This is a genomic window from Enterobacter sp. Bisph1 (assembly GCF_000814905.1).
Taxonomy (GTDB): domain Bacteria; phylum Pseudomonadota; class Gammaproteobacteria; order Enterobacterales; family Enterobacteriaceae; genus Kosakonia.
This window is the reverse complement of record NZ_JXAG01000046.1, coordinates 33296-58719: the sequence shown is the minus strand read 5'-3', so window position 1 is coordinate 58719 and position 25424 is coordinate 33296. Positions and strand designations below refer to the sequence as shown.

General features: G+C 49.4%; 16 protein-coding genes and 6 pseudogenes. 8 read left to right on the top strand and 14 right to left on the bottom strand.

The annotated features are described in order from the left end of the window. Positions 1-59: 59 nt before the first annotated feature. Both RW65_RS23370 and RW65_RS15340 read right to left on the bottom strand, forming a co-directional pair. Positions 60-720 (bottom strand): annotated as a pseudogene (locus RW65_RS23370) (restriction endonuclease subunit S); the annotation flags it as partial. Next, the gene (locus tag RW65_RS15340) at positions 717-2273 is read right to left on the bottom strand and encodes a type I restriction-modification system subunit M (protein ID WP_039057651.1); all 1557 of its coding nucleotides are present in this window, start codon (positions 2271-2273) and stop codon (positions 717-719) included. The pseudogene RW65_RS23370 and the gene RW65_RS15340, both read right to left, overlap by 4 nt. A 297-nt stretch (positions 2274-2570) precedes the next feature. Here RW65_RS15340 and RW65_RS23065 point away from each other — a divergent pair. The 4 genes and pseudogenes from RW65_RS23065 to RW65_RS15325 form a co-directional block, all read left to right on the top strand. Next, positions 2571-2693, top strand: a pseudogene (locus tag RW65_RS23065) (TA system toxin CbtA family protein); the annotation flags it as partial. Between the two features lie 116 nt (positions 2694-2809). Then, positions 2810-3643 carry a DUF4942 domain-containing protein gene (locus RW65_RS15330; protein ID WP_039057649.1) on the top strand — a complete coding sequence of 278 codons (834 nt, stop codon included), beginning with the start codon at positions 2810-2812 and terminating at the stop codon, positions 3641-3643. Between the two features lie 74 nt (positions 3644-3717). Then, positions 3718-4113: pseudogene (locus tag RW65_RS22090) on the top strand (DUF6088 family protein). Continuing rightward, positions 4106-5001: pseudogene (locus RW65_RS15325) on the top strand (nucleotidyl transferase AbiEii/AbiGii toxin family protein). Before RW65_RS22090 ends, RW65_RS15325 begins: the two co-directional pseudogenes overlap by 8 nt. 284 nt (positions 5002-5285) lie before the next feature. On the opposite strand, the gene RW65_RS15320 reads toward RW65_RS15325, so the two are convergent. The 3 genes from RW65_RS15320 to RW65_RS15310 all read right to left on the bottom strand — a co-directional run bounded on the left by RW65_RS15320 (position 5286) and on the right by RW65_RS15310 (position 7231). Continuing rightward, positions 5286-5555, bottom strand: coding sequence for a hypothetical protein (locus RW65_RS15320; protein WP_039057648.1), 270 nt, complete (start codon positions 5553-5555; stop codon positions 5286-5288). Further along, entirely contained in the window at positions 5552-6598 is a 1047-nt protein-coding gene (locus RW65_RS15315) for a hypothetical protein (protein WP_039057647.1), read from the bottom strand. The genes RW65_RS15320 and RW65_RS15315 overlap by 4 nt, the downstream gene beginning before the upstream one ends. Before the next feature lie 375 nt (positions 6599-6973). Beyond that, positions 6974-7231 (bottom strand): helix-turn-helix domain-containing protein, encoded by a 258-nt coding sequence (locus tag RW65_RS15310; RefSeq protein WP_039057646.1) that lies wholly within the window; start codon positions 7229-7231, stop codon positions 6974-6976. Positions 7232-7435: 204 nt separating this feature from the next. Here RW65_RS15310 and RW65_RS15305 point away from each other — a divergent pair, with 204 nt between their 5' ends. Further along, positions 7436-7774, top strand: a complete 339-nt coding sequence (locus RW65_RS15305; RefSeq protein WP_039057645.1) for a helix-turn-helix domain-containing protein — start codon at positions 7436-7438, stop codon at positions 7772-7774. Between the two features lie 156 nt (positions 7775-7930). Next, positions 7931-8356, top strand: a complete 426-nt coding sequence (locus RW65_RS22715) for a hypothetical protein (RefSeq protein ID WP_072037769.1) — start codon at positions 7931-7933, stop codon at positions 8354-8356. Positions 8357-8489: 133 nt separating this feature from the next. Here RW65_RS22715 and RW65_RS15295 read toward each other — a convergent pair. Further along, positions 8490-8812 (bottom strand): annotated as a pseudogene (locus tag RW65_RS15295) (NIPSNAP family protein). After that, entirely contained in the window at positions 8809-9279 is a 471-nt protein-coding gene (locus tag RW65_RS15290) for an NUDIX hydrolase (RefSeq protein WP_039057667.1), read from the bottom strand. The pseudogene RW65_RS15295 and the gene RW65_RS15290 overlap by 4 nt, the downstream one beginning before the upstream one ends. A 658-nt stretch (positions 9280-9937) precedes the next feature. Between RW65_RS15290 and RW65_RS15285 the strand changes: the two genes are divergently transcribed. After that, the gene (locus RW65_RS15285; RefSeq protein WP_039057643.1) at positions 9938-10600 is read left to right on the top strand and encodes a hypothetical protein; all 663 of its coding nucleotides are present in this window, start codon (positions 9938-9940) and stop codon (positions 10598-10600) included. Between the two features lie 283 nt (positions 10601-10883). Here RW65_RS15285 and RW65_RS15280 read toward each other — a convergent pair whose 3' ends face one another. The 7 genes and pseudogenes from RW65_RS15280 to RW65_RS15245 form a co-directional block, all read right to left on the bottom strand. Continuing rightward, positions 10884-11405 (bottom strand): SMI1/KNR4 family protein, encoded by a 522-nt coding sequence (locus RW65_RS15280; RefSeq protein WP_039057642.1) that lies wholly within the window; start codon positions 11403-11405, stop codon positions 10884-10886. 15 nt (positions 11406-11420) lie between these two features. Further along, a complete protein-coding gene (locus RW65_RS15275) occupies positions 11421-15620 on the bottom strand; it encodes an RHS repeat-associated core domain-containing protein (protein ID WP_082022455.1) in 4200 nt (1399 codons plus the stop codon). Between the two features lie 15 nt (positions 15621-15635). Continuing rightward, complete coding sequence (locus RW65_RS15270; protein WP_039057641.1) at positions 15636-16073, bottom strand: DcrB-related protein; 438 nt, start codon at positions 16071-16073, stop codon at positions 15636-15638. A 458-nt stretch (positions 16074-16531) separates the two neighbouring features. Then, on the bottom strand, positions 16532-18463 hold the full coding sequence (locus RW65_RS15265) for an inverse autotransporter beta domain-containing protein (RefSeq protein WP_156124010.1): 1932 nt from the start codon (positions 18461-18463) through the stop codon (positions 16532-16534). Positions 18464-19251: 788 nt separating this feature from the next. Next, positions 19252-19923 (bottom strand): hypothetical protein, encoded by a 672-nt coding sequence (locus RW65_RS15255; RefSeq protein ID WP_082022454.1) that lies wholly within the window; start codon positions 19921-19923, stop codon positions 19252-19254. Positions 19924-20541: 618 nt separating this feature from the next. Next, positions 20542-20793, bottom strand: a complete 252-nt coding sequence (locus RW65_RS15250) for a hypothetical protein (RefSeq protein WP_052250323.1) — start codon at positions 20791-20793, stop codon at positions 20542-20544. Between the two features lie 95 nt (positions 20794-20888). Further along, positions 20889-21740 (bottom strand): annotated as a pseudogene (locus tag RW65_RS15245) (class I SAM-dependent methyltransferase); the annotation flags it as partial. A gap of 456 nt (positions 21741-22196) precedes the next feature. Between RW65_RS15245 and RW65_RS15240 the strand changes: the two are divergent. Continuing rightward, entirely contained in the window at positions 22197-25412 is a 3216-nt protein-coding gene (locus RW65_RS15240) for a molybdopterin cofactor-binding domain-containing protein (protein ID WP_039057639.1), read from the top strand. The last annotated feature ends 12 nt before the right edge of the window (positions 25413-25424 follow it).

Here is a 25424-nt window from a genome sequence, read left to right as displayed (position 1 = left end):
TCTTTTTTCTGAAAACTTCCTCCACGGATGAACTCTCCTATACCTTCTTGCCCCATCGGTCTCACCATCATCAAAACTCAGCAACTGGTCGCGATAATAGTTATACTGCTTTTTGCGCATGCTAAGCTCAGCCGTAAGCTCAGCCGTAAGCTCAGCCGTAAGGGCAGTAAACTTATCCAGAATCCGGACGATTTTAGATTGGATTGCAAGGGATTTTTCCGGGTTGGAAGGGATAGGAATGGGAATAAGTAATTTTGACATCAATGCGTTTGAGCTTAGATTAGGCTGTGCTCCGCCCCCTGCAAGGATATAGATTGCCTCTGTATTTAATAACAAGAAATGGTATAAAAACTTATTATTTAAAATATTATTTTTTGGTATGAATTTCCCTACTCGTTGGTTGAGATAACATTTTGTTTCGTTTTTATAGAAACCCACCTTTCCTGTGGTGGCTCCTGACATTGCAATCAGTATATCCCCCATTGACACCTCAAAGGAGGATATATCTTCCTTGTAATCATTTGGTGAGAAGTATTTTACTTCATCTAAAACAACATTAAACCCATCTATATTTGTGATTCTAACTATCGGTAATCCAGTCTCTTTAAATAGGTTGCTTTTAAATGCAAATCCATTTTTAAAATCACAAACTTCCCTTAAAGGTTTCCATTCAACCTCAATCCCATCCAGAAATTTCTCCAAAAAATTTAATTGACTCATTCTGGCACCTCACTACCTTCAATTTCAGCCACAATCGCTTCAATGTCTTTGCGTAATTGATCGACTTTGGTGACAGTGGTTTTCAGTTCGGCATTTAGTTCCGTAATATCAATGATTTCTCGGGTGTCTTTGGCTTCAACGTAGCTGCTGACTGACAGGTTGTAGCCATTCCCGGCCACTTGCTCGAAGGCTACTGATTTTGCCAGGTGATCAACATCTGATTTACTGCTGAACATCTGCATAATCTGAGCGATATGGGCATCGGTGAGAATGTTGTTATTGGTTTCTTTCTTAAACAGCCCGCTGGCATCAATAAACTGCACGCTGGTATCTGTTTTGTGTTTTGACAGTACCAGAATGTTAACGGCAATGGTGGTACCAAAGAACAGATTTGGTGCGAGTGAAATGACCGTTTCAATATAGTTGTTATCGACCAGATACTGACGGATTTTTTGCTCAGCTCCACCACGGTAGAAAATACCCGGGAAGCAGACAATCGCCGCACGGCCTTTGGCGGACAGGTAGTTCAGCGCATGAAGCACAAACGCAAAGTCAGCTTTTGATTTTGGAGCCAGCACACCTGCTGGAGCAAAACGCTCATCGTTAATCAAAGTCGGGTCGTCACTGCCAATCCATTTCACCGAATACGGCGGGTTCGAAACAATCGCATCGAACGGCTTTTCGTCGCCAAAGTGTGGTTCAGTCAGGGTATTGCCCAACCTGATATCAAATTTGTCGTAGTTGATATTGTGCAGAAACATGTTCATACGCGCCAGGTTAAAAGTCGTATGGTTAATTTCCTGGCCGTAAAAGCCTTCTTCGATGATGTGATTGTCAAAGTGCTTTTTTGCCTGTAGCAGCAATGAGCCAGAGCCTGCCGCCGGGTCATATATTTTATTGACTTGGGTCTGACCGTGTATTGCCAGTTGTGCGATCAGTTTTGAAACGTGCTGTGGCGTGAAAAACTCCCCGCCAGACTTACCGGCATTTGCCGCATAGTTAGAAATCAAAAACTCGTACGCATCACCGAACAGGTCAATCTGATGGTCGCTGAAGTCACCCAGCTTTAAACCTTCCACACCTTTCAGCACGGCGGCCAGACGGCTATTTTTGTCTTTAACGGTGTTACCCAGACGGTTACTGGTGGTGTCAAAATCAGCAAATAGGCCTTTGATGTCAGCTTCAGATGGATAGCCATAAGCTGAACTTTCAATGGCGACAAAAATGCTGTTGAGATCAGCATTCAGCCTGTCGTTGGTATTCGCTTTAGCAGCAACATTGCAGAATAGCTGGCTCGGGTAAATGAAATAGCCTTTGGTTTTGATTGCATCATCTTTGATGTCATCGGTAATGACACTGTCATTCAGCGCCGCATAGCGAATGCTGTCATCACCGGCTTCGATGTAACTGGAAAAGTTTTCACTGATAAAGCGGTAAAAAAGCGCGCCGAGTACATACTGTTTAAAATCCCATCCATCTACCGAGCCTCTGACATCGTTGGCGATGGCCCAGATTTGACGGTGGAGTTCTGCACGCTGTTGATAGCTTGTCATTTTTTATCCTGTGTACGACGGTTCTTAGCATCTGCTATTGACGGGATTTTAACGCAATTTGTTCTTATCGACTGTACCTATATCAGATCCAGTGATGCTTTTTCGAGTAAGTGGCTTTGCGGACGCAGAAAGGCTATATCAATCACCCAGATCTGTATGCACTGTAAGAACACACATACGCAGTTAAAGGTATCGTTGCCGATATAAAGCTCAATTGCGCCCTGAAATTGATGGCCAAAATATGCTGCAGCTTGCTTCATACTTTTTTACCACCTTTCAGGCCCTGCTAATTAACTACTGGTGAAACGCTATGAACTTATGAGCTCTGACCAAAAGGAATTCAGCTGGCAGGAGCAGACACCGCTCCTGACCGCCACCGATATTTTCAGAGCAAGGCGTGCTACCGGGTTGATGAATACGTGTATTTTTCGAGCCTCATTCCTGATTTTTACTTCTGAACTTCCCACGTTATTTATCCATCGCATAATGCGCCTGCCACTCCCGGCAGGCGTGTTTGCTTTTATGGGCGACAAGCGATGCAAACAGAATCCGACGTATTGACGGAACACAATGAACTCATCCTATCGACCAGTATCGAGCGCATAGTGGCTGGCCGCGATTCCGCACTTATGCAGATTCAACAAATCATTGAGCAGCTTGATGCCATTTCACGGTTAACTTCAGAAGTCGGCGGTGGTACAGCGCAAGACTGGGCTATGAAGTCAGGTCACCGGTACGATAGCTGGCTGACTGAAGATATTGATAAAGCGATACCTGCTATCACCCGCAATATAGACCGCAGTATCTGGCGCGATTTGATGTTGAAATCTGGCATGCTGGCCTTGATGGATGCACAGGCTCGCGACTATTGGCACAAGAACCTGGAGGAGGGCGATCTACCTGCTATCAGCGAGGCGAATATTCTTAGTACTTTTGAGCAGTTACATCTGAAAAAAATGGATGTCTTCGAACGTGGCATCATCAATGTCTTCAAAGGCCTGTCGTGGGATTACAAAACTAACAGTCCTTGTCGTTTTGGTAAGAAAATCATCGTTAACAATCTGGTGAATCATAATCGTTGGGGTTTTAGCCTTAATTGGGGCTGGCGTATGGATCAACTGGCGGACCTGGAGCGGATGCTGTTTCTCCTTGATGGTAGACCGATTCCTGAAAGCCGTGGTGATGTCACTACTCGGCTGATGGAACACATTCGTGACAGCCCTTCGAAGGATGTTTACGAAGACGAGTTTTTCAGTATCCGTTACTTTAAGAAGGGCACGGCGCACTTAAGCTTCAGGCGTCTGGAGTTGATTGAGCGGATGAATGACATCATTGCTAAACACTATCCGGGAATGCTGGCTTCAAGATAAGTTAAATGTCGTATGTTTGCTGTTAGAAGTGTCGTGTTTTTGCTATGTTTAAGAAACAACCAAAGGAGGATTACATGACCATAAAAGCTCGTATTCAGTCGCGACTGAAGCGCTCAAAGCGTTAGGTTTTCACTCGTAACGATTTCAAAGATGTTGCTGGCTACGATCAAATTGGCAGAGCACTGCGTGAACTGGTGAAGGAAGGGCAACTGCTGAAAGTAGGCTATGGCGTCTACACTAAAGCGCGGCAAAATGCGATTACCGGTAAGCTGATGCCTGCTGCTCCCGGAGGTTCTGCGGCGGTAGTAATTGAAGCACTAGAACGTCTGAAAGTAGATTACCGCCTGGTAGGAGCAACAAGCGCCTATAATAGCGGTAAATCTACCCAGATCCCTGCGTTACTGGAAATCAAAACCTCCCCACGTTTTAAGAGAATATTGTCAGTAGGGAACAGCAAATTAAATGGATGATTTAACAAAGCTATTCCCGGACGTTGCCGACGCACTAGGCATTGAATCTGTTGCAATTGTAGAAAAAGATTATTACATCGTTGAGTTATTGCGATTGCTCCAGCCTCTGGCTTTTGACATGCATCAACTGGTTTTGCAGGTGGAACTGCATTATCAAAAGCGGGTATATCTTTGAACAGGATGTCTGAGGATGTGGACATTAAGCTTGTCTCTGTCGCCGGTTTTTCCCAGCAATATTCCAGAGGTCAGCGTAAAAGCATCCGTAAGGATATTATTCAGACCATTATTGAAACGATTGCCGCCTCAGGTACGTTTCGCTTGGATGAAGAATATCCAAAGGTTACTCGTGATGAATACCGTTATAATGAAATCCCAGTGCGTTACCCGCAGAAATATTCACAAGCTCCTTGCTTAAGACCATTTATTAAACTGGAATTAATGGAAACAGATTTGCTTGAGGCTGCGGAAAACCGTCCTGTTAGCTCATTGGTAATGGATCTAACAAAGAAGGGTGAAATAGTGGGGGCTTTCCCCTGCGCAACTATCGCTAGCACGCAGGCTGAAAAACTGATCTCGATGATGTGCAGAACGGCTGCAAGCATGCGTGATGTAGAGCGTGCAGTGGATGAGTCACTGGTACGTCATATCTACGACAATTTTTGTATAGTAAGGGAAAAAGGTGCTGACGTTCCCGTTTTAAAACACTTCGTGCAGGAATGTATTGAGCAGGATATTGAACGTTACAGTGCCCGGTACCTTGAGTTCTGTGAATCACCTATTGAAGAACTGAAAATGGGGCTGGAAGAACTCGTTAGTAATCCTGTTTATAAGGAACGCTATCTGCAGTTCGTCACACCAATGGTATTCGGTGAAAGCAAGGTTTCATAGGAAGATGCTTATGCCTGTTTTCGCAAAACTGTATTGGATGTGATTGATGCATAGAGCCAGAAGTATGCTCGATGGTGAGCATCTTCCAGGTAAATCCTGCCCCGATTCGAGTCCCGAAATCAGTGATTTAATGTACAGGTATTGATGTTGGTACATTAACTAAAATTATATTTAATTGATTTTATATCAAATAATTAATCATTATTTATGAGTTCGGACTTCAAACCTACGACCAGGATTTGAACTCTTCCTTAATAGTAGAGAAAGATCTAATTGCCCTATCATCAGATATCGTTATGCCTTGTAACCCCGTTTATTTGTCCCAACAGCTGATGACCTTGCTCTGATACTCGATAACGTGGTCTCGATGAGTTTTCGTTATAAACAGCATCAACCATCCCCTCATTCATCAAGTTGGTTACTATATTTGCAACATTGCTAAACCCGGGAATACCCCTTGTAGCAAGAGTGCGATCCAGTATCATCCATGTCCAGTCGATGTCTTTTTCTGCCATGACTTTCAATACATTAAATTCGGTATTCGTTATCTTCATTTCAGTGCATCCGGGTGGAATAAATCACCGTCTTTGAGTTTAAAATCTTCCAGCGTTGCAGTATGGGCATTGTTCCACATATCATAACCTGCAACGCCGTCTGGTTCACCTGCTTCCCATCCCAAGTTACAGTAACGCTGATATTCCCGACATTCATGAGTGTAGTAGTTTAAATCCACTTGCTCAGGGGGCATTTCCCCTTTTGCGATGCTTTTCAGCCTACCTATCATTACGTCATTTGCCGGGTCGTGGTCGAAACGAGATATATGTTTCTCAACGGTTGCAATCCCTTCATGAGTTATATTAACGCCATCCGTTGTTAGGTTTTCAATCGGTCCACCAGCTTTTTCCAGATCAAATTGTCTCCCTGACGCAGCCCCTCTGGCCCCAAAATGCTCAAGTTCCTCTATTTCAGGAAACCGCATTCTTCCCATTGTCAGCCCGGCAGCAAGAGATGTACCTGCAATCAGCAGACCTTTGTTATCCATTACCTGCTCGTAACCTGCTGGCGCATCCCCGCCGAGTTGCTCTGCTGTCTTCTTGAATCCATCTATGTTGCCGTTATAAACGCCCCCCGCAGCCAGAAGCCTGCCCGCTGCTTTGCTGTTGATGGTTTTTGCTGCTTGAGCATGTTGAACGGGCACTGACGGGCGAACGTAGTATACCGGGCGTTTTAGTTGATGTGAAATGAGGTAGCTAAGCCTGGAGTGGAGGAGCCAAGGCAGGCCATTTCGGAGGTTGCCAGAAGATGTTTGCACGCCCGTGAGGATATGACTAATTTTGTCCTTTCTCAGTAAAACAACCTTCCCAGAGCGGATATCATCCAGCACGTCCCGATATGCCATCCATGGTTGCTGAAAGTGGAACTGGCGATATCGACTGACAAAAAAACCATAGTTGCCCGGTAAGTCCCACTCCTGAATGATTCTATTTGGTTGTGCGGTCTCCTCAAGGTAACGCGCTGCCGTATGTGGGCAGATAATGTAGGGGATATCCTCAAGGTAGATTTTGTCCAGTGATTTTGCCTGATAGTGATTAAGCATAATGTCCCTATTAGCGCCACCATCGCGCAAAGCTTAAAAAGCGACCGAGGTTGAGTAAGGTTTAAGACTATCCCTTCGTTTAAAAAGAGGGAAGTGTCTATTTATATCCAGGCGACTAATCAATAGGTATTCTGTGATAACAAGCAAATTCTTTTCTAACGTCTCTGACGGAGACGTCCGACAATCCCGTTTTTTAAACGAACAGGCACATGGTAAGAGGAGGTTACAGATAGTTAAATTCAATTCCGATCTTCGAATCCAAACCTACGACCAGGATTAAATCTTTCTCTATTAATAGTAAAGAAAGATCTAATTGCCATATAAACATCAAGCACTAACCAATGATTATATTTACGTAACCAATTATTTAGACCATCAAGCCCCCGCTCGCTTCCGAATAAGCAAACTACGGTCTTCAAGCTTCCCATCTCTGTAGTATCTCTCCGGCCAAATCTCCTCAGGCGGAACACCAATCGCTTTAGCGATTATGGCTTCACCCTTCGGCCAGGGTCTACCAAGCGCGTTAGCTAGTGTCGAGGAGCTTAACCCTACTTCCCGAGAAAGCGCAGCCAGAGTCGTTCCCTTTTTATGCAGTGATGCAATGATGTCTGCTTTATGCCATCCTTTTTTCATTCCATTTCCCTCTGATTAAGTTGGTGAATCTTGATAAATGCTACGTTATTCGTAGTCATAAAGGGAAGGCATAAAACTACGTTTGTCGTAGTTTTTGAACTGAGATCTTGTCTTCATGCAACTAAGATGTAATCGACGAAAAGGGTATGGGATCTACGTTTTACGTAGTATCGCTTTAGCGGTATTACTACGATTATCGTAGCCATGAAAAAAATCACCCACCATAACGAAATTTTCAGCCGGCGCTTAAAGACCGCTCGCCTTGCTAAAGGCTTTTCACAAAAACAGCTTGGGATCCTTGCCGGGATAGACGAATTTGTTGCCAGCCCACGGATCAATCGGTATGAGAACGGAATCCATCAGGCGAATATTGAAATCGTCCAGCAGCTCGCTCGTGTACTTGAAGTGCCAGTAGCGTACTTCTATGCGGATGACGATGAACTGGCCTCGGTCATTGCGCTTTGGCACAAAACGGATTCCAAGAAACGTAAAGCAATTTCTGCGCTTATTGCTCCCGATTTGGCAAAAGAAACGGATGATTAATTTATCTTTTTAAATCCCCGGCATCATAGGGGCATTTTTAATCTATCACTCGCTCCGTAACACATTCTCGTCAAAAATTCCCATTTGAAGACATCTTGGAGTGCCCGACAGGGTTCCTTATACAGGACCAGTATTCGATAAAGGAAGGGATCAAATATGCCATTGAAAACGGCTATTAAGTGGTTTCATCGTGCGCTGACTGCCAGCTTGCTAATCATCGTCATTGGCTTTGTGATCCTCAATTCGGATGGCGATAGCAGCGCTGAAGACAAGCTGGTGAGTTCGCAACAAATTAGCGATAGCACGTGGCTTTATGTAACGGAGTATTCAGGTGGGGGAACCACTGTTTCTAACTCTTACCGGTATTATTTATCGGGCAAGCTGGAAGGTAATGTCACTGCCAGCCTTGCAAAGCAGGTTCCATTCCTGGTTGCTGCCAATAGTGCAGCGAATGTAAGCGCTGAGGGCGATACCATTAATATCAAATACAGTGGTCGGGTATTTTCGTTTAGCAATTCCGTAGTCTATGAAGCGAATGGTAAAACGAATTTGCCACACATTAATTTTCAGGTGAGTAACTAATTCCAGACGAATATAATTTACTTTTTTTTTGAGAAAGGCTGCCAGCGGTTTTCTGGTGCCTTTATTCGTCAGGCGAATGGTGTTTTGGTTCATTTTTCTGCATTTCAGAGAGCATCAGGCGAAGTCTGATGCTCTACGATTGTATCCGCAGCCCTTCAACGCTTTCCGATGGCAGGCTAATGATTGTTTTAATGCTAGTTTCGATGCATCGAATGATCTCTTCGCGTGGGCCGTTGCGCCAGTCAGTGCTGGCATAAAAGGCATCGAGCATTGTCGCCATGCCATCCGGGCTATCAAAGGCGCGAATCAGGTAGTAGCAATCGGAATCATGCAGCGAGTTTCCGCAGGAAACAACGTCGATCCCGCTACGCCGATGAAGAGGAACGCTGATTTCCTGCATTAGGGTGTGAAAAGCGGCTCCGGTACCTTGTATTGCAGTATCTCAACGGTTCTCAAACTGCTTTCTCCACATACGTTCTATAACTCGCCCAGCCGAATTCGGAGTATGTCTGAGCATTTTTTATGGCTGTAATGGCTTGCCGAACATAAGGTATTGTCTCTTCCGGCAGCGTTTCTAAATTTTTCCAGCTTAGTTCTGAATGCTTATCAGGTTCAGCCAAGAAAGGAACACCGCTCCACTCTCTGCATATAAAAAAATGCCCCATCCATGAACGGTTTTCTGTCCAAACATGCATGGTATGTGCAAGTGTCATTTCTGAGGGGAAAGCGTGGACTCCGGTCTCTTCTCTTAACTCTCTGGCCGCGGCAGCCGAGAGGGTTTCTCCTTTTTCTAGCCCACCGGCGGGTAAGCTAAAGCAGCCATCCATCCAGCCCGTTTTACATCTTCGCAGCATGCAGATTTCGTTCTCTTTCAGAAGCAGGACGAACACAGCGACTGAAAGGTTATATCTTTCCCAGCTCATAATGTTGGCTTTCCCAATACTGATCATGCTGATTATAGATACAGGGTTTTTAGACGCGTGGGGAGCTACTGATTTTGGTATTTTCGGTGATATGTATATCTAACAAGATGGAAGGCAACCTGACGCGTTTTAATCAAGGGCAGTCGATTTATTGGGACCTCTCAGCGCTTTTCGTATTAAGCATAATCGCACACAATTCTATGTATAAGGCTTCGTTTTTTAGACACCGAAGTTTTATAAATGCTCTTTCTTAGAGGGGAGCAGTTCAATATCATGTGAATGAACGAGCGCGGGGCCGGTTAATGTACAATCCTACTACGCAGCGCGTTAATAGCACTATAGATATGTGGCTGGTCGAAGCAGTAACAATCATTGATGTCAGTTTTGGCGCTCTGTTAGGCTAAGTGGAGCGAGAATTTGGGTAAAATGATATGAGTGAAGGGAAAGTTTTTCGCGCTCTATTAGGGTGGTAAAAGTTGAGCTAACTGGCAATAAACATCGTGATGACTTGTATAAGCGGCTTATCCTCAATATTGGCATGTTACGTATCATGCAGCCATCCATAAGAAAATTTAAGGCATAAAATGAAAATATAAATACCAGCTTGTGTCGTGATGTTTTATCCTTGTTACGGGTTTTATTTTATGAGAAATAGACTATGGATAAAATATTGGACATTATGAATGGATGGCTAACGACAGCGGTGTCTAGTGGTACATTTGAAATAAAGCAGGTTCTTCTTTTTTTGTTTATCGCTGGACCATTGGCGCTTGTTATCTGGAAAATACGAGGGATCATCGCGTTTGTTAATGAAGTAAGAAATTCAAAATTAAATGAATTTCAGCATATTCTGAATGGATTTGAACTATCGGATGAAATTCGTCTCTGCATAAAAGAGGATATGGAAAGGATAACTGCTTACCGAGTGACTGGGATTAGTGATGTTGCCAGACAAAAAATCATTTTGCGGTTAGTGGTGCAAAACTTGGATTTAATATCAGTGGGTTTCTTTAAAAAATTCAGAACGTTTTTGGTAATTAAAGATAGGCGTCTTATATTTAAAAAGGGATTCTCTTTCTGGTTTGAGACTGGTATGTATTTTTTATTCTCACTTCAATTTTTATTACTCGCAATTTTAGCTCTGATATTATTCACTTACAGGTATGAACAAATTTCTGTTTGGGGTCACATAGCATTGTGTACAGGTTCAGTAGTTATGTTCCTTTTCTTCATCGCTTTCGAGAGGATGATACCAAGGCCAGAAGAATGTAAGTTATTAGAGAGAGTTTTGCAATCACAATGTAATGAGGATTCTGACTAGCCTAATGTCTAACAGACTATATGTTTAAATTAAACAAAACCACTACGTTAAATATATGATGAAATTAAACTTCATTGGTCATCAAGCAACCTCAAAATAAATAGCAATAGAAACATGTTAATTATATATAATGGTTTGAAAATTCATTTTGAAGTGGCTGCCATCATGGGGTGACTTCACTTCTGGAACGGTTAAGATCATAATAAACGACGGGGATCAGGAATACTACCCTCCAGGCTCATTTGGCAACGGAGGGTAAAGGGTTTTAAATATAGGCTGCAAGCTATAATTCGCTAGAGCTGCTCATGCCTTTTTTAATGGTCAGCGATAATAAAGACTCGAGGAACTTGCTAAAAATAGTGTCACATAAATAAAGGTGCTGGGAATCTTCTTCGCCCGTAATTACATAATCCCGCTTAAGGTCGTCTGCATGTAAGCATGAACGATCCCAATAATAAACACCGGCTTGTTCACCCTCTGTAATAAGAACATAAAAATTATCACCAGGGTCAATACCGATAATGACAGCATTCTCTATGAAAGAAAGTTCATCAAGAAACTCATCATTCATCATGGTAAGTTCATAATTTTCGTTATTAACCTGATGGCCGAACAAAGCGTCGAATGAAATATACCCGTTATCAACTTTATCAAATGGTATATCGCAGTTATCTGGAGAAGCTACTCTAAATCCGTTGTATTGCTTTAAAAAAGTTTTGTAATCATCAGGGAATGTAACCGCAAAATTTTTCTCGAGCAGATCTATCTCACTCTGACCGATGCTTGTACCCGTTTGAATAGCCAACGTGAATCTCCTCTTTTAACAGTTACCTTTAATATGTGAAACACCGCCTCTGTGCGTAAATCGACGATGTATTTTTTTAGGTACTTCCTGCATTGTGATGCCATTTTGATGATGATGCCAGGTGTTGGCATCGTAATTTGCTTTGCCTTTAGGAGCTAGAGCATCCGCTTTGCCAAAGTCGCCTCCAGAAGTTTTACTATGATCGCCTTTTAAATCTAATATATCAATGTGTTGTCTTTCATAAGGTGTAAAATCAGGGTATCCGTCAGGATAGCGAACCATATTGCCTTCCCAATCCTGGTAGACCCATGCTCGTCCATCAGTTTCCTGCCAGATGGTACCGCCTTTATCGAGCCATTTAGACATATCAGGCGAATTAAGAGGTTTTCCAGTTAGCCCCCACGGATCCACCCACCCCAGCGGATTCGGCGCATACTGGTACAAATTCCACCCGCCATTCAACCCTATCGGGTCCTGGACAGTAAACCGTCCAACCTGCGGGTCGTAGTAGCGGAACAGGTTGTAGTGTAGTCCGGTTTCGCTGTCGGCGTACTGCCCGGCGTAGCGCAGGGGCTGATGGGGCAGGGCGGTGCTTTGCATCTGCCGTATAAAGCCATCCGTTTGATACCGTACTTCGCCAAAACTACCGTACTGACCACTCCATCGCAAAGCACCACTGGCATCCGTCACTTCCAGCGGCGCGCCGTTCAGGTCAGTACTGAACCAGTAGATCTCGCCCTGTTTATCGCCCTGCAGCTGGTCGACACGCGCCAGCGGGCTCCATGCGTCATTCGGATCGTAAATATAGCTGCTGTTATGCCCGCCTTCATGCTGCTCCTGCAGCAGGCGATAGCCCTGCCACAGGAAGCGGGTGTCGCGCGGGCCGTGAGCCGTGGTGACGGTTTTGCGGGTTCGCCTGCCCAGCGCATCGTAATAATAGTGCGCCTCGAATTTGCCTTCTGGCCCGGTGCCTTTCGCCGTCACCAGCCGGTTTTCGGCGTCGTAGGCATAAAATTGTTCGTACAATCCATTGCGGCGGCTGACCAGGTTGCCCCACGCATCGTACTTCATAAACAGGTTTTGCCAGTGCTGTAGGCGGTTATCGGTCACCGGCAGGTCATCATCATTCGCCGCAAGGTTATCGGCAGCGTCATAACTGAAATGGGCGCTGCTGTGCCCCTGGCGGGCTTCGTAATGCTTCTGAATGCGGCCTTCTGCGTCATAGCCGTAGCTGATTTCACCGCGCAGCGTGTCGCTGACGCCGGCCAATTCGCCGCGTGCCGTGTAACGATACTGACGCTCGAGTATCGCCTGTTCCGGCAGCGTGACGTCGGTGGTTAATTCGCTGCGCTGCAGCGTGCGACGGCCCAGGCTGTCATAGCTTCGCAGCTGTTCACGAGCGCCCTGGCTGCGGCGAATCTCGCGGTGCAGGCGGTCGCGGGTGAATTCGCTCACCAGCTGGCTGCCGAAGCGCACGGCGCTGACGTGGCCGGAGCCGTAATGCAGCCAGGATATCTGTTGCTCGCTGGGCAAGGTCAGAGAGGTGAGGTTGCTCAGGGCATCCCATTCGTAGCCGACGGTGCCGTTAACGCCATACTCGCTCAGCACGCGTCCGGCGGCATCACGGGTAAACGCAACGACATCGTTTTCGATACCGAGCGCGACTCCTTCGGCGGTGGGCGTGCGGTGAATGCGGCTTAGCTGGCCGCTCAGGTCGCGGAAATAGCGATACTCCGCGTGTTGATGGTCGCGCCCGGTCAGCAGGCCGCTGTCGTCATAGCTGAACTGCTGTCTACGGCGGGCGATATCGCCATCGGCAGCCGGTCTGCCGTTTTCCTGCAACGCGCTGAGAAAGCCCCGCGCATCCCACTCCATCTGGCGGGACGTTTTATCCGGGCGACTTTCGCTCAGCGGGCGGCCAACGGCGTCATAGGTAAAGCGGTATTCTGCGCCGTTACCGTTTTCAAGGCGCAGCAGGTTGCCGCGCGGATCGTAGTGCCAGCGGCGGGTGCGCCCGATGCGATCGGTGAGGCTGACCGGCATTCCGAGGGCGTTATAGGCCCAGCGTACCTCGCTTTCCAGCGGATCGCGCCAGGCCGCAAGCTGCCCGCGTTCGTTCCACTGAAGGGTTTCGCGGCTGCCGTCCGGGCGCGTTACCACGCGCAGTTGCCCGCTGTCGTCCCATTCGCGGCGGGTGATATTCCCTTCCGCATCCTCACTGGCGATAAGCTGCCCGAAGCGGTCGTAGGTAAAACGTGTAACGCTGCCGGAGCAGTCGGTGCGCTGGGTCAGTAGCCCCTGGCGGTTCCACTCCAGGTGCACCACGCCGCCGATGGCATCGGTGATGCTCTCCGGCAGGGACTCCGTTTCGTCAGGATAGTGAAAAGTGGTGCTATTGCCGCTGACGTCCGTTTCCGCCAGCAGGCGACCCTGCAGATCGTACATCGCCTGGACGGAAGTGCCGTCCGGGTAAACGGTGCGGGTGATGCGGTCCGTCAGGCGGTACCAGAAATATTCCGTCCGGCGGCCTGCCGGGTCGGTTTCATGCAGCATGCGACCGTATTTGTCCCATCCACTGCGCCGCAGAGCGCCGCCGGGCAGGATGACGTCGCAAAGCTCGCCGTCGCGGTAAACAAAGGTGGTCTGGCGGCCGTCAAAGTCGGTGAACTGGGCAACGTTATCATCGTCATCAACCAGCCACTCCGCCTGTGCACCGTCATCGCGAATGGCGCGACGCAGGCCGTTGTCAAAATCATATTCCAGCGTCAGTTCTTCGCCGCCGCTGTGGCGGAAGCCCGTTACGCGCGGCAGACCGTCGATCTCCTGCCAGCGGTATTCACTCAGCAGCCCGTTCGCATCCTCATGGCTGCGCATCAGGCCGTCCTGCCAACTGAAGCGACGGCGTAACTGACCGCCGCGGCCCGTCACGGTAATCAGCTGGCGTTGCTCATCATATGCGTAACGTACCAGGCAGACTTCATCATCCAGCCAGGCACCGGCGAGCCTGTCGCCCTCGTAGCGGCAGACCACGCGCTGTCCGGCGCTGTCGGTCAGGGCATGCAGGGTATGGTTATCGTTCCATGCAAACAGGATGTCGTTGCCGCAGGGATCGGCAATGCGTTGCAACAGGGAAGGGGCATCGCCTTTCAGCGCGGCGTAGTGCCAGCGCTCACCGCTGATGTCATAAACCGACCAGCTGTCATCCTGATGGTGCTCCAGCCAGCGCTTTTCGGCTTCACAGTAAGTTCGCAACCCTTTTGGCACCATCGGGAAAGCGACATAATCCCCGGACGGCGCACGCCAGACGAGCCCGTCATTGTAGCGCTCAAGACGCGATTCCCAGAACAGGCTCCAGCCGCGCCCCAGCACGCTTTCGGCAGGGTTGCCGCTGCGCCAGTAGCGCTGCCAGAGAACGGGCAGGCGGGAAGGGAGGACAAAATCGAGTTCGTCATCGCCGCTGAGAAACTTCTGTCCGCTGACGATATCCACCGGACGGGCGATTATCCCCGCCGCGGATCCTGCGATCATTAGCGTACCGACCCGGCAGGCAATGCGCGCCAGTTTGTTAATGCCAGGAAGTTTACCCAGCAGTTTAGCCAGCGCGCCGACTTTACTGGCCGCGCCGCCCACCCCGCCAATCAGCCCGGCGAACAGCAGGGTCAGATCCGACACTTTATACAGCCATTCGGGGACTTCAGGCTTGATGGGTAGCGTCTGTTCCGCCTCACCGCCAATGCGCACATTGTCCGAGCCGGTCATGACTTTGGCGTCGCAGGTGGTACTGTCTTTAACACGAGAAGCGGGCAGGCCGTTGATATAAACCCGCGAGGAGCCTTCCGCCATCTGCTGCGAACCGTCGTCGGAACAATCTACCGCGCTGTTGGTGGCGATGGCGGCGGGCTTGCCGTTGATAAAGACATCGGGCGAACCGGAGGTAATGTCGCCTTTTTTTGTCATGTTCGCAGCGCCGTCTTCGGCAACTTTGTCCCTGGCGGCGGTGGCTAATTCTCCTGTGAAATAACCGACGGCAAGGCTGGCAGCGACCAGCAGCAAGCCGACACCGAGGCAGGACGCCGCAACACCGGCCGTCAACAGTGCCCCGGCGGCGATTCCGCCCACCGCCGCAATCAACCCACCAACAATCGTTCCGGCGATCATGCCTGCCAGGGCACCGGAATGGCCGATATCATCACCGACGCGAGCCGCTTCGAACATTATTCATCCTTACCGTTAAGCGTGGAGGCGAAAGCTTCCGAGCAGTGAGCTGAACAGTGCATTGTCAGGGTCTGACAGGATTTTAGTTGATGTCATGGTGAAAACGAGGACATGTGCGCCCTGAGTATTAAATACCGCCTGCTGCTGCCAGATGCGTTTGCCTTCGCGCAGGTAGTTAGCATGGACGATTTCACCCTGCAACAGGTTATCGCCCAGCACGGCGGCTTCGCGGGTTTCCTGCTTCCAGCCTTTAAGGTGCTGCTGCATCAGCGCAAGCTGGCGGTCGATATACGCCGCAAGGTGCTCGCCGGGGTTCAGCGTGTCGCGGGCGATATTAAAAGAGGGTGACTGATTGCCCGGTGCGGTAAAAACATTGACCGTACGATCCTGATAGCTGTCCGGGAGTGTGACCTGCCCTTCAGTGAACAGGCTGAGTAGAGGTTGTTCTGACATGACGCGGATCTCACCACATTTTTCAGGAGTAGAAGTTTCTCATAAACATTCACCGGCAGGCCACTGTAATCATGAGATTATTTAGCGGATTTATGTGACGGGCTTTATGCCAGTTAAGCATAGCGCTACGTTGTTCTGCACCGCCATGCTACGCATGTCACAACATTCAAATCGCCGTATGGCCTGGGTAAATTTTTCCGCCGGTAAAGTCAGCGCGAGCGCAGTACCGGAATGATGATAAATACCGCTTCACCTTTCGAAGCGCTCCAAAGCATGTATCCGTTCGCAGGCTATCCAGAGAAGGGTTTGAATGGGGAAAATTTGGTTTCACAACGGTTTGGATTTTATCGGCTATCATGGCAAGACGGTATGCCACCATGCCAAAAAAAGCCCCCGCAACGCATTTTGCGGGGGCCGAAGTTTAACTTATAAACAGATGTGCGTATGTTCACCGTCAGCTAGAACGGGGAGATAACGGCCAGGCTGGCTGTCGTCACCCTGGCACCATTTACCCAGGCGGTGAGGGTCAGGTCCCAGGGGAAATTAGCCAACGTTTGATGGATTACGACATTGGCCGTGTACGTCCCGTTGCCACTGTCCGTCACGTTGGTGAAGCCCAGGTAGCCAAGGTTATCACTGAAACTGACCGCTTTTCCCGGCTGTGGCTGACCATTCAAATCCTGGAGCGTCAGCCTTACCACGATGTCGCCAGGTGAACCCACCATGAAGACACCCGGCGTTACCGTAAGAGTTCCCTGCCAGGGTACGACTGCAAATGTCACCGGCACCGTGCGATCGACCCCGCCCGCCGACGCGGTCACCGTGTACGATCCCGCGGTGGCGCTGGTCAGCGTGACTTGCGCGGTCCCGTTGCTATCTGTCACCACATCCGTGGCCGACAGCCGCGCGCCCGGCGTGACGCTGAAATTCACCGCCGTGTTTGCCTGTACGGCACCCGCGCCGTCTTTCACCACCACCTGTACCTGGTTGGTCGCGATGCCGTCAGCGAAGGCGTTATCCTGCGCGACCGTTACCTCCAGGCTGCCCTGGCTCGGTACCCCTGTTCCCTGTACGACCAGCACGCTCTGCGCCCGCGCCGAGACATTGCCCTGAGCGTCACGGGCAACCGCACTGACGGTATAGCTGTTCAGCCGCTGCGCCTCTGCCGCCGTGCTCCCGGTGCGATACGACGGCAGGATAAACTGCGTGGCGGTGCCGCTGCCGGTTATCTGCCCGCCGGCCGCCAGGAACTCTCCCGCGCTCCAGTCGATAGCCTGCAGGGGATGCTTCGTCTGCAGGGAAGTCACCAGCGTAAATGCCTGACCCGGAAGCCCCTCCGCGCGCTCGCGCAGGGCCATCTTAATCAGCTCCTTCTTACGGTACTCAAGGACAATGTTGTTGTTACGCTCCACCAGGTCAAGACGGCTGCCCGCCAGCGTGCGGCGTTCGCCCACTGCGTCCGGGTTGAGATGCTGCGCCATGCTCATGCCTGGGGTCCAGTTCAGCTGCAGGCCGAAGCGGGAGTCATCCATCCCGCTCTTACCGGCGGCGTGTTCCGCACTGAGCGTCACCAGCGGGACAGGCGTCCAGTTCACGCCAGCGGTGAAGGCATACGGATTCTCCTGACGCTTATCCCTGCCGAACAGGGCCACGTCCTTACCATAATATTTCTCAACAGCCAGTTTGCCCCCCACCTGCGGGTAGGCCGGTAGCCAGCCTTCGGCACGGATATCCCAGCCGTGTGCCGGGCGGGCCTCGTAATCATTGTTCAATTCCGGGGCGGAGCGCCAGTCGCTCAGGCGGAAGTAGCCGTTGGCACCGAGCTTGAGGTAGTCGCGCCAGAGCTCGGCGCCGATACCGGCGCGGCTGTGGTAGCGCGTCAGGTCATAATCATAAAAGGCGTTCGCGCCGGTCATCCACTCACTGCCGAAGTGGCGTACGCCAGCACCCAGGTTCATCTGTGTGCGGTCATCGGTGCGGTGAATGCTCTGCTGCGAGAAAACTACCCATTCCGGCGTCTGGTACCAGGGCAGGAGGAAATCAAGGGCGGAATCCTTCAGGGTGAAATCACTGTCAACGCCGATACGGACCCGGGCGGTGCCGAAGGTGGAGAGCCAGCGTTCGACCTCCGCAGTCGCGGCTCCGGAGAGGGCGCTGCGCGCCTGGTTGCTGGCCACGATACTGAGATCCGCACCGTTACTGGCAGACTGTATATGGCCAGCGAGAGCGCGTGCGGCCTGATTATCAACCGGCGACGTCAGTGTGTTTTCCGGCTGCGGCCGTTGAAAAGAGGCGTAAGCGGGGAGTACGGGCAAAATAACGAACGACCAGAGGCTGGCGGATAGCACGCTTAGCGTGCCGAACCGGGAATGCTGGGATATTTTATTCATATTATTCAGCTCATAATAAATCAAATGGGAGTGACCATATAATCATTCGCACACTGTTTTTATGATCCGAAATAGACCTTGAATAACGGTGAAATTTGAATTTAAATTAATTAATTGAGTTCAGATGTATTAAATAAAATATATGTTTAAGTGAATTTTCAATTCTTTTAAATATGCGCGGAAAATATAAATAAATATAGTGGTTACTGTTCTTAGAATGAAAGGTAACGTGGAATAATATCGTGTAATCAATACAAATCAATAAATTATTATCAGTGCGGAGAGGCCGCGGCAGCTAATAATGGCCAGTTTGAAAAGGGAAGGTTAGGGGCGGAAAATTTGATTTTTAAATAGTGAGTCGCCCCTGGTTTAACAGTTGCCTCAAAATCATTTAAGATGCTGCGGTTACAGGTAAAGGTTATTTGAAGCGTTAAATAGTAATCTCTTCAATAGACGCGATAAATTATATTCGGCTACTCAAGAAATTCTTACCTGAAAAGAAAAAACACTATTGCCACTACAGTCATTATACTTATTATTCGTTTCCATCGAGTCGATTTCTCAAGGTATATAAACAACATCTGAAATATGAAGAGTAGAAACAAGATTAATCCAGCAAATACTTTACCATTAGAGTTGTTGGGTGTCAGAGAGCCATGCGGCAAAGCCGGATCTAAATCATATAGAAAATCGTATTTATCAACAGTAGATAAATAAATAAGTGATATGCATATGAGGTAAAATAGAGAGAAAATTATTCTAATGAACTTGCTCATGTGGCTATAATCCTATCCATTAATCAATGAAGTAAAGTGATCCCAGTTTCTCACAATAAAATCACCATACCGCGTGTCATTTTTGATATTTTCCAGGCTAGGGTTGGTGCCTCGGTTATATCTGGCTCCAATGATCCTTACATCATCCATACTAAGAGGAGTTGGTAAGTTGTCATAGTTGGCAAGTTGACGTAAGTGCATCCCCACAATTTTAATATTATAGATGTCTTTTTCAAGGCACTTTGATAATGCTCGTAGTTCATTTGTATCCATTTTTTCTGCGTTGAGGCCAAGCGTTTTAGCAGCGGTACGTAGTTGTATACTGACGAATCCAAAAGAGGTTTTATTCGGTGGCGAGGTAACGGTGAAATGACGATCTAAAAAAGGTGAACCGCTCCAATCTATAATGCGAACATTTAGAGCTATTCGATCCATAATATTTGGATCCCCACCAACCTCTATCCAGCAAACGCCAGCGAGTAATTCTAAAGGTAGTTGATAGTAAAGGGCTGTTGAGCGGATTAACGAGCTGTTTTTCTTAACCCAAAAGTCTTTAAATGTTCTTAGATAGTTTCTACCACCGCCGAATCTGTCAGGAAGGGCTTTCCAGCGGAAAAAATCAACAAAAGTCCAGGAAGTTGATTTTGTCATCTCTTTGCATTGATTAAAATTATACATGTCCATTTGATAACTCCCATTAATTATTTCTGAAATGCGGTTGGCAGGGAAGATATGGAATAATTTCAGATATAAACAATAATCCAGAATCTTTTCTCACTGGTTTTTTTAGTGCCATATCAACGTTGGTACTAACTTTGCTGCGAAATATTATGTGTTCACCTTCCTATTTATGAATCCCGAAACATCCTTCATTTCTCTCCCTAATCAACAGTTGATAATTATTTATCATTTCCTGGTGGCATCTGGCTCGCTTATCATTGAAACGGAAAATCACGTCTGGGAGAGGAACTATTTGATTGTTGAATCATATCAGATGTCTTATGATTTGGATGTAAGTATAAATATTGAATTATCTTCTGATCGTTATGCTTCTTTTCGTTAGATCTCACTTTCTCTAACAGTAAGTAACTACACCTTTGTAAATATTTCAAACAAGCGCCAAAAGAGATGATAAGGATTCCTTAAGTTCGACTGATGAGTTCATCCTAATGCACGGCGAGCAACAAAATTTTTGATCAACCAAGGTTGGCTTATCTTAGTTAATGGGCTACAACAATACATTATGGCTTCGTACAAAGGATATAAAATTACTTCAAAAAAACGTGTAGCTCTTGTGATGATTTACTTTTGAAAATTAAAAAAGTTTATACAACTAAATCCATTTCGTATCCGCGCAAGAAACCCTTCGCAGGCATCCTGCTCATAGGTAAAATACTCTGGTTCGCTGCGATTCCCACGCTCACTATAAAAAACGCACCATAATGCCCCATCGAACAGTAAGCATAAGGTTTCATCTTTCACCTCATCGATAGCGTAGCTATCAGGGGGTACCTGTAAATCATGCAAGGCCTTTTTCACTGCTTCTTTGTCCACACGCTTTGCCTTCTGGTGGGTAGCCGTAACACACCGCCTTAAACATCCTTAAGGCGGTTACCCTTAAACTATCGCTGCTCTCAATCGTTTTTTTCTTTTTCAGCCAGCAGCACAAATAGCTTGCCCTCAAACGTCTCGCTGACCGGCCATTCACTGCTGCCCGGGCGCTGCGCTACGCTGAAACCCGCGTCGCCAAGCAGACTGACATATTCATCATCATGCCAGGCGGTCATCTGATTGCCGAATCGAGTGGTGCGGCCATTTTCCTCAATCGCCCAGAATTGCGTGGCACTGGTTTGGCTTTCTTCATCCCAGCCATTTTCCGTCAACAGCAGATGAGGCGTGGCAAGGAACAACCCGTGCGGGCAACGCTGCCAGCTCGCCTGCGCCATACCCTGGCGTTTCACTTCAGCGAAAGTATGCACTTCAAGCAGCAGCTTACCGCCCGGCGCCAGCCACTGCGCGCAGCGCTCGATGATGGCGCGCGCGTCTGCCGCGCTGAACACATTCAGTTCGCCAAAGGTCATCATGATGAAATCAAAGGATTGTTGCGGGCGGAAGGTGCGAATATCCTGCTGAACATAGTCGATATTTAGGTGCGCATCCTGCGCCTGCTGGCGAGCCCATTCGATGGAAGCCGGTGAGAAGTCCACTCCTGTACAGTGAAATCCGCGCTTCGCTAACCGGTGAGCATAAAAACCGGGGCCGCAGCCAAGATCGAGAATGCGTGCGCTGGCGGGAAGCTGGCGACCAATCCATTCAACCTGCCGATCGATTACGCTCAGCCTGCGGCTGGCCCAGTCATGATCCTGCGACAGATGATTTTCCAGCATGCGCTGGCTAAAGGCCGGTTCATCCCAGGGGATTTTGCCTTCATCGGGTAATAGCCGCACGCGACCGGCGGCAAAAATAACGGTGCTGATATCCATAATCTTTTTCTTCTCCATCAAGGGTCCTAACCGGGCAAGCACAAGGATCAGCCCGATCGAGTAAATCTGCGGCAGCAGGAGGCGATTCTGCGTTTGTTGCTCCCACTTTGGCAACGCGAGGGTGATCGTACCTGAACGGGCAGCAAAAAGCCGGGCAGGTTGTTTGTCTTTAACCACGTCGCATCTGTGAAACCAATAATCTGCAAATACCCAGCGCCTTATTTAAACAGTAATAATCATGTCTACAGCTTAAAAATCAAACCTGTTTAAACCCTCGCCATTAAAGCCTTCTCATTTTGATACGCCGCGTCTCTTTTTGATAATACGCAGCGGCACAAATGAACGCGGTTTTTATTATTCCGCCATGCTTTTTGAAGCGACTCACATATCTACCTGTGAAACGCGTGTGCCGGAATATATGGCATAACCGTTGCTTTGCTCAGCTATCTTTCTTAATAGTGGAGACGCAATGTCATGGAAACCTTGCTGGTTGGCAGTGAAGTGCCGCGCGTGGATGGGCTCGCGAAGGTAACGGGGAAAGCGGTTTACGGCGATGACATCAAACTAAAAGATATGCTGTATGGGGTGTGCCGCTATGTGGATATAGTCGCCGGGCGAATTGACTCACTTGATCTGACCGATGCGGAAAATGTTCCCGGCGTGGTCTGTATCGCCACCTGGAATGATATTCCCGGCCAGCGCAAACTCGGGGCGATTATTCCCGATCATCCGCCTATTATCGATGATGAAATTGCTTATCGGGGCGATGTTATAGCGGTGGTCGCCGCCGAATCGTACGAAGCTGCCTGTATTGCCGTCGATAAAATTCATGTTACTTATACCGCCTGGGCACCGATTACGTCCCCGGAAGAGGCGTTAAAGCCCGGCGCGAGGCTTATTCATAGTGAACTCGACAGCAATGTGATTAATCGCCACCACACGGTGAAAGGCGATATTGACGCCGGTTTTGCCGCCTCCACCCATATATTTGAACGTGAATACGAAGTGGGTTTTCAGGAGCATGGTTATATTGAACCGGAAGCAATAGTCGCCTGGCTCGATGATGATCAGCAGCTTATGACCATTGCCGGTTCAATCCAGAACGCCCACCGTACCCGCGCGGTGGTCGCTAAATATCTCAATCTTCCCCAGTCGAAAGTGAACGTTAAGCGCTCGGTGCTGGGCGGCTCCTTTGGCGGCAAAGATGACATTATCGATAATGTCTCCTGTCGCGCGGCGCTGCTGGTGCATCTCACCCGGCGGCCGGTGAAAATCGCGTATAACCGCGAGCAATCCATGCGCGAGAGCTATAAGCGCCACCCCTATAAAATGAAATACCGCATAGGGCTGGATGACGACGCGCGGATTCAGGCGATGAAAATCGAGATCATCGCCGATGGCGGCAGTTACTCCGGGCAAACCACCTTCGTCACCTGGCGCAGTTCGGTGCAGGCGGCCGGGCCTTACAACATCCCTAACGTTCGCGTCGATCTCGTTGGTGTCTATACCAACAATAACTACACCTCGGCGTATCGCGGGTACGGTGCGCCGCAGGTCATCTTCGCGAATGAATCCCTGATGGATGAAGTGGCGGAGCTGATGGGGCTTTCACCCGTTGAGCTGCGCCTGCGCAATGTGCTCCGCCAGGGCGATACCAGCATGGCCGGCCAGGTCTTCGATAAGCACACCGTCTCCGCGCAGGAAGTGCTGGAAAAGACCTTAATCAAAGCCGAATACGAAGCCAAACGGGCGCACTATCAGCATCTCAACGCCAAAGGTGGGCCTGTTCGTTACGGCATCGGTTTCGCCTTAAGCCACCGGGGCTGCTCACTGGGTGCCGAAGGGCTGGATGCCTCGTCTGCGCTGATTCAGGTGAATGCCGATGGCAGTATCAATATCTCCACTTCCGTCTCGGAGAACGGCCAGGGGCTGCAAACCACCATGTCCCTGCTGGCGGCGGAAGCCTTCGGCGTTGGGCTGGATCAGGTAACGTTTAGCGAACCGGCCACCGCGATGATTGCCGACGGCGGGTCAACGGTGGCCTCACGCGGTACGCTGATGGGCGGGCAGGCGATCCTGAGCGCGGCGAATAAGATTAAAAAACGCATGGCGGATGCCATCAAAGAGATGCTCAAGGCGCAAGGCGTTGAGGATCTCGTCTGGCAGCAGGGACGGGTGTTTAACACTCATCGCCCGGAACTGAGCCTCAGTTTTCAGCAGGTGGTCGATATGACCAAAGCCAGCGGGGCCAATTTGTCCTCTTACGGCTGGCACGTCGCGCCGAGTATTCACTGGGATGAGGAGAAAGGCTGCGGCAGCCCCTATTTTACCTGGGTCTACGGTTGCCAGCTGGCGGATGTGGCGGTGGATATGCGCACCGGGAAAGTGACGGTCAATAACGTGGTGGCCACCCATGACGTGGGCAAAGTGATCAACCCCGTTGGGTTTAACGGCCAGGTCTACGGCGGCGTCCTGCAGGGGATGATCGGCTACGGCATGCTGGAGGACTTCAATATCGAGCATGGCATTGTGAAGTCCGAGAACTTCGATACCTACCTGCTGCCCACCATTAAAGATATGCCGCATATCGATGTTATCGCCGTGGAAAATCACGATAACGCCGGGCCGATGGGCGGGAAGGTGGTTGGCGAGCCGGTGCTGGAACTCGGGGCCGCTGCGCTAAACAACGCCGTAAGCTTTGCCATTGGTCGACGCAACCGCACGCTGCCGCTGACCTTAGAGCAGGTGCGTCTGGGCTACAACCTGAAAAAGCCCCAGCGCCAGAGCGAACAGATCAATGAATCGGCGGCGAAAAAGCATGTTCCTCGCCTGAATAGCCTGTCAGTTTATCTGCCGCAAACTCTGTCAGAAGCCTTAATGCTGATGGAGCAGAAGGGGGCAATGCCCCTTGCCGGGGGAACCGATGTGCTGGTGCAGGCGAGAATGCAATCGGGCAGTGTCCCGCTGGTGAATATTGCCGCCTTGCCGGAGTTAAAAGGGATTATGCCCGTCGATGGCGGCGTCGCTATTGGTGCAGGTGTCTGCTTTACCCATCTTATCGCCCATCCCCTGATTCAGCAGCATTACCCGCTGCTGGTGACGGCCTGTCAAACCATCGGCTCCCTGCAGCTGCGCAATCGCGCCACCCTTGGCGGCAATCTGGTGAATGCTGCCCCCTGCGCCGACTCGATGCCGCCGCTGATTATCTATGACGCTGAAGTGGAACTGCGCAGCCAGCGCTACACGCGGCGCATGCCGGTCAGCGAATTTGTTATTGGCGGCTACCGCACCTGTCTGGAGCCTGGCGAGCTAATGACGCAAATTATTCTGCCTGCGCCAATCTCCGTGCCGGTGATCAATCGCTATCTGCAGCTGGGGCGGCGTAATGCCCTCAATATCACCCGCCAGAGTTTAACCGGCCAGTTTGTCGTCGATGACGACAAGGTGATGCGCATGTGCTGTCTGGTGGACGGCGCGCTGCTAAGCAAACCGCAGCGGCTGGTGGCGGTGGAACAAGCCTTGACGGGCAAGGTGCTGAACGCCGTCACCATTGAACAGGCCGTGCAGGTGCTTAACGGGCTGATGGAAGAGGCCATCGGCGGGCGCTGGTCTGCGCCGTACAAAATCCCCGTCTTTATCGATATGTTCCGCCAGATGTTGCAGGACGTGTTAGCCGAGAAGCAAAAATAAGGAGCTGTAACC